This window comes from Desulfuromonas carbonis (assembly GCF_054658035.1).
The window spans coordinates 501569-516917 of sequence record NZ_BAAHXR010000003.1; the positions used below are offsets into that span (position 1 = coordinate 501569).

At 65.2% G+C, this 15349-nt stretch carries 12 protein-coding genes and 1 riboswitch; of the genes, 4 read left to right on the forward strand and 8 right to left on the reverse strand.

What is annotated here, in order from left to right:
- Positions 1-25: 25 nt before the first annotated feature.
- From cobS to yihA, 5 genes are all read right to left on the reverse strand, one after another.
- A complete protein-coding gene (gene cobS, locus ACYQ8E_RS09270; RefSeq protein ID WP_066728541.1) occupies positions 26-778 on the reverse strand; it encodes an adenosylcobinamide-GDP ribazoletransferase in 753 nt (250 codons plus the stop codon).
- Complete coding sequence (cobT, locus tag ACYQ8E_RS09275; protein ID WP_066728543.1) at positions 775-1827, reverse strand: nicotinate-nucleotide--dimethylbenzimidazole phosphoribosyltransferase; 1053 nt, start codon at positions 1825-1827, stop codon at positions 775-777. The genes cobS and cobT overlap by 4 nt, the downstream gene beginning before the upstream one ends.
- A gap of 39 nt (positions 1828-1866) precedes the next feature.
- Positions 1867-2388 (reverse strand): bifunctional adenosylcobinamide kinase/adenosylcobinamide-phosphate guanylyltransferase, encoded by a 522-nt coding sequence (gene cobU / locus ACYQ8E_RS09280; RefSeq protein ID WP_066728545.1) that lies wholly within the window; start codon positions 2386-2388, stop codon positions 1867-1869.
- 4 nt (positions 2389-2392) lie between these two features.
- Positions 2393-2917: a cob(I)yrinic acid a,c-diamide adenosyltransferase gene (locus ACYQ8E_RS09285; RefSeq protein WP_066728547.1), complete on the reverse strand. Its 525-nt coding sequence runs from the start codon at positions 2915-2917 to the stop codon at positions 2393-2395.
- A 101-nt stretch (positions 2918-3018) separates the two neighbouring features.
- A riboswitch (cobalamin riboswitch) is annotated at positions 3019-3218 on the reverse strand.
- Positions 3219-3274: 56 nt separating this feature from the next.
- On the reverse strand, positions 3275-3871 hold the full coding sequence (gene yihA / locus ACYQ8E_RS09290) for a ribosome biogenesis GTP-binding protein YihA/YsxC (RefSeq protein ID WP_066728549.1): 597 nt from the start codon (positions 3869-3871) through the stop codon (positions 3275-3277).
- Between the two features lie 326 nt (positions 3872-4197).
- On the opposite strand from yihA, the gene ACYQ8E_RS09295 reads away from it, so the two are divergent.
- Entirely contained in the window at positions 4198-4719 is a 522-nt protein-coding gene (locus ACYQ8E_RS09295) for a ferritin (RefSeq protein ID WP_066728551.1), read from the forward strand.
- 95 nt (positions 4720-4814) lie between these two features.
- Here the strand turns inward: ACYQ8E_RS09295 and ACYQ8E_RS09300 are convergent, their stop codons facing one another.
- Complete coding sequence (locus tag ACYQ8E_RS09300; protein WP_066728553.1) at positions 4815-5228, reverse strand: thiol-disulfide oxidoreductase DCC family protein; 414 nt, start codon at positions 5226-5228, stop codon at positions 4815-4817.
- 166 nt (positions 5229-5394) lie between these two features.
- Here ACYQ8E_RS09300 and ACYQ8E_RS09305 point away from each other — a divergent pair, with 166 nt between their 5' ends.
- Complete coding sequence (locus tag ACYQ8E_RS09305) at positions 5395-5892, forward strand: ferritin-like domain-containing protein (RefSeq protein WP_066728555.1); 498 nt, start codon at positions 5395-5397, stop codon at positions 5890-5892.
- A gap of 106 nt (positions 5893-5998) precedes the next feature.
- Here the strand turns inward: ACYQ8E_RS09305 and ACYQ8E_RS09310 are convergent, their stop codons facing one another.
- Both ACYQ8E_RS09310 and ACYQ8E_RS09315 read right to left on the reverse strand, forming a co-directional pair.
- Positions 5999-8635, reverse strand: a complete 2637-nt coding sequence (locus tag ACYQ8E_RS09310; RefSeq protein WP_459860741.1) for a cation-translocating P-type ATPase — start codon at positions 8633-8635, stop codon at positions 5999-6001.
- A 68-nt stretch (positions 8636-8703) separates the two neighbouring features.
- A complete protein-coding gene (locus ACYQ8E_RS09315; protein ID WP_066729875.1) occupies positions 8704-9741 on the reverse strand; it encodes a GMP reductase in 1038 nt (345 codons plus the stop codon).
- A gap of 167 nt (positions 9742-9908) precedes the next feature.
- Here ACYQ8E_RS09315 and ACYQ8E_RS09320 point away from each other — a divergent pair, with 167 nt between their 5' ends.
- Both ACYQ8E_RS09320 and ACYQ8E_RS09325 read left to right on the forward strand, forming a co-directional pair.
- Positions 9909-12572 carry a PAS domain S-box protein gene (locus ACYQ8E_RS09320; protein WP_066728557.1) on the forward strand — a complete coding sequence of 888 codons (2664 nt, stop codon included), beginning with the start codon at positions 9909-9911 and terminating at the stop codon, positions 12570-12572.
- Entirely contained in the window at positions 12569-15346 is a 2778-nt protein-coding gene (locus ACYQ8E_RS09325; protein WP_066728559.1) for an MASE3 domain-containing protein, read from the forward strand. Before ACYQ8E_RS09320 ends, ACYQ8E_RS09325 begins: the two co-directional genes overlap by 4 nt.
- Positions 15347-15349: the final 3 nt, after the last annotated feature.

Consider the following 15349-nt stretch of genomic DNA (forward strand, 5'->3'; position numbering starts at 1 on the left):
GACAGCTTCCTTTCCGGGGCGACCATCAGTGGCTCACTGCCAGCACCAGCAGCAGGACCACGATCTCAACGACCTCGGTGGCGCCGCCGAGGACATCGCCGGTCACACCACCGAGACGGCGGTTGAAGTAGCGGATCAGCAGGGCTGCCACCACCGCCAGCAGGAAGAAGAGGAGGATCCCCTGGAGATGGAACAGGACAAGGACGGCGGCCAGCAGCGTCGCCGTGGCGATCAGCATTTCCCGCTCGCCGACCTGCTCGACAAAGATCCTGCCGGTGCCGCCCTCGGCCCGCAGGTAGCGGCAGTTGACCGCCAGCACCACCTGGATCCAGCGCCCGGCCGCCGGCATCAGCACCAGCGCCGCCGCCTTGGCGGGGAGCGGAATGTTGGTCAGGCTCAGGTACTTGAGGAGCAGGGTCATGACCAGGCCGACGGCGCCGATGGCGCCAACCCGGCTGTCCTTCATGATACGGAGGATTCCCTCCCGGTCGCGCCCGCCGGCGAGACCGTCAATCAGGTCGGCGATGCCGTCGAGGTGCAGGGCGCCGGTGGCGCCGATCAGCAGCAGCAGCAGGAGCGCGTCGAGCACCGCCCGCGGCAGCAGCAGCCCGAGGAACCAGTCGGCCACCACCAGCAGCAGGCCGAGGGTGAGGCCGACCGCCGGGAAGAAGGCCATGCTGCGGGCGAGCCGCGGCGGCTCCAGCGCCAGGTTGCGAGCCACCGGGAAGACCGTCAGGAAGGCGATGGCGGCCCGGAAATCGTCCCACTGCTCTTTCATGCATCGCTCCCGCGGCTGACCCCGGCATCGTCAAAGGTGGCAATTTCGCGCAGGCCGCGCAACGCCGCCTCGATCAGCCCCATCGCCAGCGCCCCCCCGGTCCCTTCGCCCAGGCGCATCTGCAGATCGAGAATCGGCTTCTGGCCAATCCGTTCGAGCATGGCGGTATGGCCAACCTCCACCGACTGGTGGGCAGCGAAGATATAGTCCCTGACCTCGGGGTGGAGCTGCACTGCGATCAGGGCGCCGGCGGTGGAGATAAAGCCGTCGACAACGACCGGCAGCTTGAGCGCTGCGCAGCCGAGGACCAGCCCGGCGATACCGCCGATTTCGAAGCCGCCGACCTTTGCGAGGACATCGACCGGGTCCTTGGGGTCGGGACGGTTGACCTGCAACGCCCGGGATATGGCCGAGAGTTTGCGCACCAGGCCGGCATCGTCGATGCCGGTGCCGCGGTGGGTCACCGCTTCCACCGGCAGTCCGGTGAAGACGGCGGCAATGGCCGCCGAGGGGGTGGTATTGCCGATCCCCATGTCACCGGTACCGACCAGGTCGATCCCCCGGGCGACGCACTCCTCGGCAACGGCGATGCCGGTCTCGAGGGCCTGCACCGCCTGCGCGCGGCTCATGGCGGGGCCAAGGGCGAGGTTGGCGGTGCCGCGGGCGATCTTCCGGTCGAGTAACCCCGCGTGGGGAGGAAAGTCGTAATCGACCCCCATGTCGACCACCGTCACCCCGGCACCGACCTGACGCGCCAGGGCGTTCACCGCAGCGCCGCCGGCGAGGAAGTTGAGAACCATCTGCGGCGTCACCGCGCGGGGGAAGGCGCTGACCCCCTCGGCGCAGACGCCGTGATCGCCGGCAAAGGTAAAGATGGTCTTGGCGCGCACCGTCTCCCGGCCGCTGATGGCGACAAAGCGCCGGGCGAACTCTTCGAGGCGGCCGAGGGAGCCGCAGGGCTTGGTCTGCTGATCGAGGCGGGCCTGCACGGCCGCCAGCCTGGCGGTCGAGACCGGCTCAATCCGGTCGAGGGTCTCCTGCAAAGTCATCGAAATTCACTCCCTGGCAATTTCAAAAGATCGGGTCGTCTATTTCAGCCGCAGCGGCAACCCGGCGACGACCAGCCAGGCCTCGCTGGCGGCTGCGGCCAGCAATTGGCCGGCCTCACCGGCGAGATCGCGGAACTGGCGGGCCATCGGGTTATCCGGCACGATGCCGGCCCCGAGTTCGTTATTGACCAGGTAGACCGGGGCGGCTAGCTGCCGCAACTGAGCCACCAGCTGCTCCACCGCGGCAAGGACCGGCCCGGCGGCTTCGCCATGGTGAAAGAACGCGTTGGAGAGCCACAGGGTCAGGCAGTCGATCAGGACGGCCCCTCGCCCCACGGCCGCGGCCGGCAGACGCAAGGTCAACTCCAGAGGTTCCTCCAGGGTGTCCCAGCGCGGGCCGCGGGCCGCCTGGTGGCGGGCGATACGCTCCCGCATCTCGTCATCGCCGCCCCTCCCGGTCGCTACAAAAAGGAGCGACCCGGGGTGCCCTTCGGCGCGGCGCTGGGCGTAAGCGCTCTTGCCGGAACGGGTCCCCCCGGTAATGAAGATCAACTCGGCCATGGGTTCAGTATTCGATTCCGGCGCGGGCCGGAATCCCCTCGGAGTAGGGGTGACGCACCGCCTCCATCCGCGTCACCAGGTCGGCCCGGGCGGCCAGTTCGTCCGGGGCATGGCGGCCGGTGAAGAGGAGTTCGACATGGGCCGGACGCTCCGCGATCAGCTGCAGCACCTCCTGAAGAGCGAGATCGCCCCGGTGCAGGGCATTGTTCCCTTCATCGAAGATCGCCAGATCGATTTCCCCGGACAGAACCCGCGCCCGGCCCCGTGCGAAGGCCTGACGCACCGACTCGGTGACCAGCGCTGGCGGCGGCCGCTGGCCGATAATGCCGATCCCGGCGGTGATGATTTCGATACCGGGCAGGGTTTCCAGAATGGCGACCTCACCACTGATCGAATCCGCCGACTTCAGAAACCGGACCAGCAGCACCCGCAGCCCCTGGCCGAGGGCACGCAGCGCCAGCCCGGTGGCGGCGGTCGTCTTCCCCTTTCCGGCTCCGGTATAGACCTGGACCAGTCCCGGCTGTGGCATATTCACTCCCCCGGCCTACAGAAAAGCCCCGATTTCGCGAGAAATCGGGGCCGGCTGGCACAATGCACCATGAAGACCCGAACCGTTCCCGCGAAGGGTTCGTTACTGCGACATCCGGGCAGGTCTCCTGGCTCGTGGGTCGATTTACTGGCCGTGCCTTCCCGTCCCGGGAAGGGACAGTGGCTCGATCGGCGGTCATCACCACTTACAGTTGCGGGGCAGCGAGGGAGTCTCACCCTCTTCCCTATTCTCCCGCCGGCATCTCGCGACGCGGGCAGGCACCCGAATGGTTGATTGTCGCTCTTTTGTAGCAGAGGCGCGCAGAGCCTGTCAACGGGAATACCAAAGACGAGCTGGCTACTCCTTGCCGGCCTCTTCCAGGGCGACGCCGAGGCGTTGCCAGATCTCATCCCGACCTTCGCGGGTCTTGGCTGAGAAGAGGGTGAAGGCGTCGGCCGGCAGACCGGTCGCCGCGAAGATCGGCGCGAGCTGGCGGGCGCGCTGGCCGCGGCTGATCTTGTCCACCTTGGTGATCACCGGGATAGTCGGCACGCCGAACTCCTCGAGCCAGTCGAGAAGCTGCAGGTCTTCCCCATAGGGGACCCGGCGCACATCGAAGAGCAGAACGACCGCCCGCAGGCAGGAACGGGTCTCAAGGTAGGTCCGCACCATCGGCCCCCAATCCTTGCGCACCGCCATCGGCACCTTGGCAAAGCCGTAGCCGGGGAGGTCGACCAGGCCGAGCTCGCCGTTGACGAGAAAGAAGTTGAGCAACTGGGTGCGCCCCGGCGTGGAGGAGGTACGGACCAGCGCGCGCCGGTTGAGGAGGGTGTTGATCAGGCTGCTCTTGCCGACATTGCTGCGCCCGGCGAAAGCGATCTCCGGCCAGAGCGCCTCGGGATAATGGCCGGGAGCGGTACAGCTTTTCAAGAATTCGGTCGATTTAATCTGCACGCGAGGTCCTGGCTGGGAAAAGGAAAAGGTGGGCGGCGGGGATTCCGAACTTTAGTATCTCTCGCCGCTATGCTAGCATGGAGCCCGACGCGAGGGAAGCGTTGAAACGGGTGACCTCGGGTAAGATTCCAGGGCATCTGCAACCAAACTCAAGGGTCATTCCGTTATTTTTTCCAGATCAACGCCAATCAGCGTTTGCCCGCTGCTCCTCATCGGAGCCCGTTCCATCCCTCGCCAAGAGAAGTCGGCAACTGGACAAAACGGCGCACCGTGATATAAATCGGGCAGCCACTTCACCAGCCGTAACGCTCATCATGGAGGCATAAATGCTTAGTACCAAGCTACAGGATGCGATGAACGAACAGATGAAGAACGAATTCTTCTCGGCCTATCTCTACATGGCGATGGCGGGCTATTTCCAGGCCGAGGATCTGCCCGGGTTCGCCACCTGGATGCGGGTTCAGGCCCTGGAGGAAATGACCCACGGCGAACGTTTTTTCAATTTCATCTGTGATGTCAACAGCCGCACCAACCTGCTGCCGATCGCCGGCCCGCGCAATGACTTCAAGTCGCCCCTCGAAGCCTTTGAATACGGCCTGGAACATGAGCGGTTCGTCACCGACAGCATCAACAAACTCATGGACCTGGCCAAGGCCGAGAGCAACCATGCGGCGCAGATCATGCTGCAATGGTTCGTCACCGAGCAGGTCGAGGAGGAGTCCAACTTCTCCCTGATCATCCGCAAGCTGAAACGTGTCGAAGGGGACGGACGCGGCCTGTTGCTCCTCGACCAGGAACTGGGCCAGCGGGTTTTCGTCCCGCCGGCTGCGGCCGGCGCTGGCGCCTGACCGGGGCCAAGAACGAAAACGGGAGGGGCGACCTCGACAGGTCGCCCCTCTCGTATTCAGGGGAGGCAGCCTGTTCCGGCCCCGATCCGGGTTCCTCAGCGCGAATGACCGATGTCGCAATGCCCCTGGCCACAATCACGGCGACGGGGCAGGTAAACCCGCAGTCGCGCGAAGAGCCTGTAGCCGAGGGTCGCCAGCAGGTGAATCCCCGGCAGGCGGATCAATTTCGCGAGCCGATGGTAGCCGGGGCCGGGCAACGCCTCCCAGATCGCCGGGAAGGAGTCGACGCCCAGAAAGTAGCGTCCGCCCGCGTCACGGACATGCATCTGCACCATGAACTCCCGGCGGCTCCGGCCGTAAAGGGCCGGCTCGAAATCAGGGGCGCTGATATCGACAAAGATCAGCTTGCCGCCGTGCTCCAGGTTCCGGTAGTGATCAATTTCCCGGGAACAGACGCGGCAGGAGCCATCATAAAAAACGCTCAAGGGGAATTCCGGCCTCGCTTTCATTGTGCTCCATCTCCTCGGGGAACCGACTTGCCGGTTTCCATTTCATTCTAGCAGCAACCGCCGGAACGGCTCTGGCAGGTTGACAACCAGCCGCTGAATCGGCTACCTTTTCTGAACTTTCCTCAGGCCAACCATGACGGTTCAATCCAACAAAGGAGAATTTTGGATGTCGGACAAAATTGATGTACAGGAGGCGGTGCGCCGCTCGATCCAGACCGAAAAGAACGCCATGGACTTTTACACCCACTGTGCGCGCCACATGAAGGACCCGGAAGCGGTCAAGACCTTCGAACTGCTGGCCCGGGAGGAGCGCGAGCACGCCGACTGGTTCTTCAAGGTCTACAAGGGGGCCGGCCTCGGCAGCTTCGAGGAATTCATCAAAACGGATGTGAGCGACGATTCGGACTGGCTCGGCGCCAAGGAGCGCCAGTTGCTGCCGACCCTCGACGAGCGCAAGGCGATGGAGCTCGCCATGGAAAAGGAACAGCAGCTCGAAAAACATCTGCGCAGCATGGCAGAAAAGATTGCCGACCCCGAAGTGCGGGCGGTCTACGAGGCCAACGCCAAGTCGACCCACAACCACTACCTCCTCATCGAGTCCGAGTACGCCCGGCTGATGGGAATGGTACACGAAACCGATATCGACACCTTCGTCCGCGAATAGTTCCCAACATCGGTCCGCCTTTCGCAGTCACCGGAAAGGCGGACCTCTCTTTTCCTTTGCAGTCCCTCCCCCCCCCGCCTGCCCCATCGGCAACGTAAAGTCCTCCTCACGCCGCGCCCAGCCACCGGCGCACCCCCGCCTGACAAAGAAAGGCCATCATCGCGAAGAGGATCCCCCCGGTCAGAAGCTCGGCAAGTTCGGCCCCGGTGAGGGGGACGATCCGAAAAACGGCCGCCAGCGGGGTGTACATCAGCAGCCCCTGCAGGACCACGGAGAGGAGAACGGCGGCCCAGATCCAGCGGTTGGTCCAGAAGGGGACCTGGTACCCGGCGCGAATGACAAAAGTCAGGATCACCTCGTAGAGGACAACGAAATTGAAGACCACGGTCTGGGCATGCACCAGGGCCTGGGGATCGGCAGAATTCCCCCCGAAATGGGCGAAAAGGACGAGCGCGATGGCGGTGCCGATGAGACCGAGGAGACCAAGCAGGGCGAGGCGGGGAAGTGGCAGGATCCCCTCGTTGCGGGATTTCGGCGGCCGCCGCATGATCTCCCTGCCGTAGGGATCGACGCTGTAGGCGAGGGCCGGGGCGCCATCGGTCACCAGGTTGATCCACAATAGCAGGATCGCGGTCAGGGGGAGGTTCATGCCGAAGAGGGTCGCCAGGAAGATGATCAGCACCTCGCCGAGATTGCCCGACAAGAGCAACATGATCGATTTCTGGATGTTGTCGTAGATGCCGCGCCCCTCCTCGATGGCGTTGACGATGTGAGTGAAGCTGTCATCGAGGAGTACGAAGTCGGCCGCTTCCTTGGCCACCTCGGTGCCACTACCCACCGCGACACCGATATTCGCCTTTTTCAGGGCCGGGGCGTCATTGACACCGTCGCCGGTCATGGCGACGGTGTGCCCCAGCGCCTGCAGGGCGGCGACGATCCGCTGCTTGTGCTCGGCACTGACCCGCGAGAAGAGGTTCACTCCCCCCTGCAACGCCGCTCTCAGACCTGCCTCGTCGAGGGATTCGACCTCGTTCCCGCGCAGCAAATCGCCTTCGATACCGATCTCCCGACCGATGGCCCGCGCCGTCTCGCCATAGTCGCCGGTAATCATGATCACCCGGATCCCCGCCTGCCGGGTGCGGGTGATCGCCTCGATCACGTCGGGACGGGGCGGATCGATCATCGCCTGCAGGCCGAGAAAGGTGAGGCCTTCTTCCGAAAGCGGGTCATCGGCGGCGAGGCGCCCTTCGGCAAAAGCGAGCACCCGCAGGGAGCTGGCGGCATAGTGCTCATTTTGCGCCTCGATCGCCGCCACATGCTCGGGTGTCAGCGGCACCGTCTCGTCGCCAACGAGAATCGTGCTGCAGCGGGCGAGAACGCTGTCGAGGGCGCCCTTGGTGAGGACCAGCTCCGTCCCCTCCGCCGCCAGAAGAACGCGCACGCTCATCCGCTTGCGATCCGAATCGAAGGGGAGCTCATCGCGGCGCCGGGCATCGACGGCGACACCGGCCTTGGCGGCGCTGGTCAGGAGCGCGGCCTCGGTCGGGTCACCGCTGATCAGCCAGCGCCCCTCCTCCACAAAGAGGCTGGCATTGTTGCAGAGCTGGCCGCAGCGCAGCAGACGCTCAGCCACCGGCCCGGTCACCTCCCCTTCCGGCGTATACCCCGAGCCGGCAAAAGTCACCTCGCCGGCCAGGGTCCAGGCATGGCGGACGGTCATCTGGTTTTCGGTCAGGGTCCCGGTTTTGTCGGTGCAGATGACGTCGCAGCTCCCCAGGGTCTCAACCGCGGCGAGGTTGCGCACCAGCGCTTTTTTCGCCAGCAGGCGCTTGACGCCGATGCTGAGCGCGATGGTCACCACCGCCGGCAGGGCCGTCGGTACCGCCGCCACCGCCAGGCTGATGGCGACGAAGATAAAGGCGACACTCACCTCCGCGCTCAACGCACCGGCTAGATAGGCCTTGAAGAAGGAGAGGAAGAAGACGAGGAGACAGATGCCGATAATGGCGAAACCCAACTTGCGCCCGAACTGGTCGAGGCGCCGCTGCAACGGGGTCTGCTCCTCCCCCGACTCGCGGACCAGGGTCGCAATCCGGCCCAGCTCGGTCGCCATGCCGGTGGCGATCACCACCGCCCGGGCATGACCGGCCGCGATCGTGGTCGCCGAGAAGAGGAGGTTATGGCGGTCGCCGAGTGGCGCTTCCTGCTCAAGGGCTTGACTATTTTTTTCGACCGGTACACTTTCGCCGGTCAGGGTCGACTCTTCCACCTGCAGCCGGGTTGCGGTCACGATCCGCAGGTCGGCCGGGACCTTGTCCCCGGCAGCCAGTTCGACGATATCGCCGGGAACCAGGTCGGCGGCGTTGATACGGCGCAGTTGGCCGTCGCGCAATACGGTTGCCTGAAGGGTACTGATCTTCTTCAGTGCGTCGAGGGAGCGATGGGCGCTCAGTTCCTGGAAAAAGCCGATCAGGGCGTTCGCCAGCAGGATGGCGAAAATGATCGCGGTATCGACATACTCGCCGATCACCAGCGCGAAGAGCATCGCAAAGAGCAGGATATAGATGATGAAACTCTTGAACTGGTTGAGAAAGAGAATCAAGGGGCGAAGTGTCGAGGTCGTCTCCAGGCGGTTGGGACCGCAATGCTGGAGCCGCCGCCGGGCTTCTTCCGTGGTGAGCCCTGCCGCCGTGGTCTGCAACTGCGCCACCACTTCATCGACCGACTGCCGGTAATAGTCCATCGTTTCCCTCGTGCTCCTTTTTTCGCGGGCGGGCCAGGCACCTCCCGGAACGATTGACGCGGCGGCGATCAGGAAAAGCTGCGATTCTCCTGCTCGACGACGCGGATGAAGGTGGTGCGCTTGGAGAGCTCGCGCAGCGCGCCGGCGCCGACATAGGTGCAGGCCGAGCGCAGGCCACCGAGAATATCCCGGACCGTCTCCTCGATCGGGCCGCGATAGGGGACCTCCACCGTCTTCCCCTCGGAAGAGCGGTACTCGGCGATACCGCCGGCGTGCTTCTCCATGGCGGTGGCGCTGCTCATGCCGTAGAAGAGCTTGAAGGTCTGCCCCCCCCGTTCGATGACCTGGCCGCCGCTTTCATCGTGGCCGGCGAACATGCCACCGAGCATGACAAAATCGGCGCCGCCGCCGAAAGCCTTGGCGACGTCACCGGGACAGGTGCAGCCACCGTCGGCGATGATGCGCCCGCCGAGGCCGTGGGCGGCGTCGGCGCACTCGATCACCGCCGACAGTTGCGGGTAGCCGACCCCGGTCTTGAGCCGGGTGGTACAGACCGAGCCGGGGCCGATGCCGACCTTGACGATATCGGCACCGGAGAGGAGGAGTTCCTCGACCATCTCGCCGGTGACGACATTGCCGGCGACGATCGTCTGCTCCGGAAAGGTGCTGCGAACCTTCTGGACAAAGGCGACGAAGCTCTCGGCGTAACCGTTGGCGACATCGATGCAGATGAATTCGAGCTGCGGGTGGCGCCCCAGGATCTCCTGCAGCCGGGCGAAATCGGCCTCGGCGGAGCCGGTGCTGACCATCACCCGCTGAAAGATCGAGGCCGGTTGCCCGGCGAGGAAATCGTCCCAGGCGGCGACCGGGTAGTGTTTGTGAATGGCGGTGAGCAGGCCGTGACGGGCGAGGACCGCCGCCGCCTCGAAGGTGCCGACGGTATCCATATTGGCGGCAATCAGCGGCACCCCGCGCCATTCGCGGCGGCTGTGCAGAAAGGTGAAGCTGCGCTCGAGATCGACCGCGGCCCGGCTGGCCAGGGTCGAGCGCTTGGGACGGATCAGGACATCCTTGAAACCGAGCTTGACATCGCTTTCGACACGCATCGCGATCATCTCCTGGGGGAAAAGGGGAAAGGTCAGGAGAAGTCTAACAGGAAAGGGATGACAGGACAGCTCCCGGCAGCACTCCCGGCGAGGCGCTTGACTCTCCCCGGCTGCCGGCTAAGCTTTCCGCTGGGGGGCTGGTACAATTCCGTTCCAAGGAGGAGTGCATGCCCGTTGCGCCGGCGGCCGGAACGACCCCGAAGAGTAAATCGCTCCGCCTGCGGGCCCTGCGCCGGCACGGCCGGCGCTGCCTCCTCTTCGGCCTCGTCTTCTCCCTCCTCTGCGCCGGCTTCTTGGCCTGGAGCATCCACATTGAAAAAGCGAACACCCTGGACCATGCCCGCCTCGAAGCCCTGGCCACCTTCAACAAGGACCAGTCCTTCCGTTTCTGGGCGACCGGCCACGGCGGGGTCTACGTTCCGGTTACCGAGGAGACCCCCCCCAACCCCTACCTGAGCCACCTCCCCCACCGGGACATCGACCTCCCCGACGGACGCCGGCTCACCCTGATGAACCCCGCCTACATCATGCGCCAGGCGATGAGCCAGTACCAGGAGCTGTACGGCGTGCGCGGCCATCTGACCAGCCTCGACCCGCTCAACCCGATCAATGCTCCCGACCCCTGGGAACGCCAGGCGCTTGCGGCCTTTGCCAACGGCGCCACCGAGGTAACCCGGGTCAGCGAGATCGAGGGGCAGCCCTTCCTGCGGCTTATGAAACCGATGATCACCCAGCAAGGGTGTCTGAAGTGCCATGCCCGGCAGGGCTACCGGGTCGGCGATATCCGCGGCGGTCTGTCGGTCTCCATCCCCCTCGCCCCGTACCTCGCCATCGAACGGGAGGGACTGACCAGCTTCAGTCTCTCCTTCGGCCTGATCTGGCTGCTCGGCATGGCCCTGCTCGGCGGCTTCTGGCTCCGCGGCCGCCGCCAGGTCCAGGAATGGGCGCAGGCGGCGGAGCGGGAGAAATTCCTCGCCGCCATCATCCGCGCCTCCAACGACGCCATCTTCGCCATCGACCTGAACCAGACCATTCTCAGCTGGAATCCCGGCGCGGAAAAAATCTACGGCTACAAAGCCGCCGAGGTGCTCGGTCAGCCCGTCTCCCTCCTCCTCCCGCCGGCGAGCGGCGATGAATACGCCGCGCTGATCGCGCGCATCGAGGCCGGCGAGGTGATCGACAACTACATCGCGGAACGCCGGCACAAGGAGGGGCGCCCGATCTGGGTCGCCCTCACCCTCTCCCCCCTTCCCGACCTGGCCGGGGCCCTCAGCGGGATCTCCATCACCTCCCGGGATATCACCGCCAGCCGGGCGGCCGAGATGGAGCTGCGCAAGCTCTCCACTGCCATCAACCAGAGCCCGGTCGCCATCCTCATCACCGATGCCCAGGGTCGCATCGAGTTCGTCAATCCCAGGTTCAGCGAGATTACCGGCTACAGCGCCGCCGAGGCGCGCGGACAGACCCCGCGCCTTCTCAAGTCGGGGCGCACCCCGGAGCGGGACTATCAGCGGCTGTGGGAAACCATCACCGCCGGCCAGGTCTGGCAGGGGGAATTTCTCAACCGCGCCAAGGACGGCACCCTCTTCTGGGATGCGACCACTATCGCCCCGGTCAAGGATGCGCAGGGCGCCATTACCCATTACATCGCCATCAAGGAGGAGATCACCGAGCGCAAGGACCTGGAGCGACAGCTGCAGCAGGCGCAGAAGCTGGAGGCGGTGGGACAGCTCGCCGGCGGGGTGGCCCACGACTTCAACAACATTCTCACCGCCATCATCGGTTATGCTTCCCTCCTCGAGATGAAGCTGGAGGCAAAGCACCCCCTCCGCCACAACGCCAGCCAGATCCTCGCCGCCGCCAATCGCGCCGCTGAGCTGACCCAGAGCCTGCTCGCCTTCAGCCGCAAGCAGGTCATCGACCTGGAGCCGATAGAACTCAACGCAGCCATCCGCAAGATCGAAGGGTTCCTGCGCCGGGTGATCAGCGAAAACATCGAGCTGCGCACCATCCTGGCTCCGGAACCCCTGGTGGTCCGCGCCGACCGCGGCCAGTTCGAACACCTGCTGATGAACCTGGCGACCAATGCCCGGGATGCGATGCCGACCGGCGGGGTGATCTCCATCGAAACCCGGCAGGCAACCCTGGATGAAGCCTTCCGGCACTCCCACGGCTTCGGCGAACCCGGCGCCTACGCCCTGATCTCCTTTTCCGATACCGGCATCGGCATGGACGAGGAGACCCAGCGCCGGATATTCCAGCCCTTTTTCACCACCAAGGAGGTCGGCAAGGGGACCGGTCTCGGCCTGGCGATGGTCTACGGCACCGTCAAACAGCACGGGGGCTATCTCAACGTCTACAGCGAGCCGGGGGCCGGAACCACCTTCAATATCTACCTCCCCTGCACCAGTGAAGAACCCCTTGCGCCTGCGCATGAGGTTCTGGAAGCGACGCTTCCCGGTGGGAGCGAGACGATCCTGGTCGCCGACGACGATACCCTGCTGCGCTCCTTGGCGACGGAGGTCCTGACCCAGTTCGGCTACCGGGTCCTCGCTGCCACCGATGGCGAAGAGGCTTTGGAGCTCTTCCGCTCGCACCGGCAGGAGATCGACCTGGCGATCCTCGACGTGGTGATGCCGAAACTCAACGGCAAGGCAGTCCGCGACGAGATGCTCCGGCTGGTCCCCGACCTGCGGGTCCTCTTCATCAGCGGCTATACCGCCGACATCATCCACCGTCACGGCGTCGTCGACCCGGAGCTCGATTTCATCCAGAAACCGATGCGCCCCCACGACCTGCTACGGAAGGTCCGTGAGGTTCTCGACCGATGAATGCCGCAACGGAAGAACTGGCCATCGCCGGCTCCGGCCTGCGTCTTGAAGCCGCCCCCCTGCTTATCGCCCTTGCGGCCAGCGCCGGTCTCTACCTGACAAGCCGCTTCAACTACCTCCTGTTTCACAGCCTCGCCGAGCTCTTCAGCATTCTGGTCGCCTTTGGCACCTTTACCATCGCCTGGCATACCCGGCGCTTTTTGACCAACGGCTACCTCCTCCTGATCGGCATCGCCTACCTCTTCATCGGCGCCATCGATCTCGTCCACACCCTCGCCTACCAGGGGATGGGGGTCTTTTCCGGCGGCGACCCCAACCTGCCGACCCAGCTCTGGATCGCGGCCCGTTACCTGCAAAGCGCATCCCTGGTCGCCGCGGCCTTTTTCATCGGCAGACGCCTGCCGCAGCGGCAGGTCCTGGCGGTTTACGCCCTGCTCACCGCCCTGCTCTTCTGGGCGCTCAGCCGCCCCGGGCTCTTCCCCGACTGCTTTGTCGTGGGCCGCGGTCTCACCCCCTTCAAGATCGGCAGCGAATACCTGATCAGCCTGCTGCTGGCCGGCGGGTTGGTCCTGCTCTGGCGGCGCCGGCAGGAATTCACCCGGGATGTCTTTCAGCTGCTGGCCGGTTCCATCCTGCTGACCATCGGCGCGGAACTCGCCTTCACCTTCTATGTGAGCGTCTACGGCCTCTCCAACCTGGTCGGCCATATCTTCAAGATCGCCTCCTTCTATCTCGTCTACCGGGCGATTATCCAGACCGGGCTGGTACGCCCCTTTGATCTGATCTTCCGCAGCCTGAAGCAGAGCGAAGCGGCCCTCGCCGCCGCCAATGCCGAGCTTGAGCTGCGGGTGGCAGAGCGAACCCGGGAGCTGACCCGGGCCGAGGCGAAATACCGGACCATTTTCGACCAGGCGATCGAAGGGATCCTCCAGACTACCCGGGAGGGGCGCTTCCTGGCGGCAAATCCGGCCCTGGCGACGATGCTCGGCTATGGCAGCCCCGAGGAACTGATCCGGGAGATCGAGGATATCGGCGGACAGCTCTACTTCGACCCCGCCGACCGGCGGCGCTTGCTTGCCAGCCTCGACGCCGCTGGGGTGGTGCGCGGTTTCGAAACCCGTTTCCGGCGCCGAGATGGCGCGCCGATCACGGTCTCCCTCAACCTCCGCCTGGCACGCAACGGCGTCAAGGATCCCTATTTCGAGGGGATGGTGACAGACATCACCGCGCGCAAGGAGGCGGAGGCGGAGCGGGCCTTTCTGGCGGCGATCGTCGAATCGTCCCACGACGCCATCATCGGCAAGACCCTGGCGGGGACGATCGTCAGCTGGAACCGGGGAGCGGAAAACCTTTATGGCTATACCGCCGACGAAGTTCTCGGCCGCTCCGTCAGTCTGCTGGCGCCCCCGGACGCCGCCGACGAGATGCCGGCGATTCTGGCCCGGGTCGAGCGGGGTGAGCGGATAGAGAATGTCGAGACCGTGCGCATCGCCAAGGATGGGCGGCGCCTCGACGTGGCCCTGACGGTATCACCGATCCGCAACGCGGCCGGCGCGATCGCCGGCGCCTCGGCGATCGCCAAGGACATCACCGACCGCAAAAACCTCGAGAACCAGCTGCGCCATGCACAGAAGCTGGAGGCCGTCGGCACTCTCACCGGCGGCATCGCCCACGACTTCAACAACATCCTGACGGCGGTCATCGGCTTCGCCAGCCTGCTGGAGAGACACCTGGAGACGGACCACCCCCTGCACGGCCACGCCGTGCAGATTCTGGCGGCGGCGGAGCGCGGCGCCGTCCTGACCCGCTCTCTGCTCACTTTCAGCCGCAAGGGTCCCATCGATATGCGGCCGGTCGACCTCAACGGCATTATTCGCGGCCTGGAGAAGATGCTGCGCCGGCTGATCCGGGTGGAGATCGCCTTCCAGTTCGATCTGACGCAGGAGCAGCTGACGATCCGGGCCGATGCCGGCCAGATCGAGCAGGTCCTTCTCAACCTGACGACCAACGCCCGCGACGCCATGCCCGACGGCGGCACCCTCAGCGTGACGACCGCCAGCATCCACCTCGACGCCGACTTCACCCGGCTCCACGGCTTCGGCTCGCCGGGACGCTACGCCCTGCTGACCGTCGCCGATACCGGCGCAGGGATGGAGGAGACGGTCCGGCAGCACATCTTCGAGCCGTTCTTTACCACCAAGGAGGTCGGCAAGGGGACCGGTCTGGGCCTGGCGGTCAGTTACGGCATCATCAAACAGCATCAGGGCTATATCAACTGCTACTCCGAAGCGGGGCGCGGCACCATCTTCCGCCTCTACTTCCCGCTGCTCGACCCGGCGACCGAAGCGCCGGCAGCGCTGCCGGACGCTGCGCCTCCGCGGGGGCAGGAAACCGTCCTGGTGATGGATGACGAGGCCGTGATGCGGCAGCTGCTGACGATCATCCTCGAAGAGTCCGGCTACACGGTCCTGGCGGCCGCGGACGGCGTCGCGGCCATCGACCTCTGCCGCCAACATGGCGCCAGGATCGGGCTCTGTCTCCTTGACATGGTCCTCCCCAAACAGAACGGCTGGGAGACGTTCCAGGCGATCCGCCGCCTCCAGCCGGAGATGAAGGCACTCTTCATGAGCGGCTATCCGCCGGAAGGCACCCGCCAGGCCGAGCTGGCGGCGGCCGGCGCCGGCTTCATCGCCAAACCGATCGCTCCCAAGGATCTGCTGCTGAAGGTGCGGCAGGCGCTCGATCGTCCTTTGCCCGACCGCCTGGAAAGGTGACAC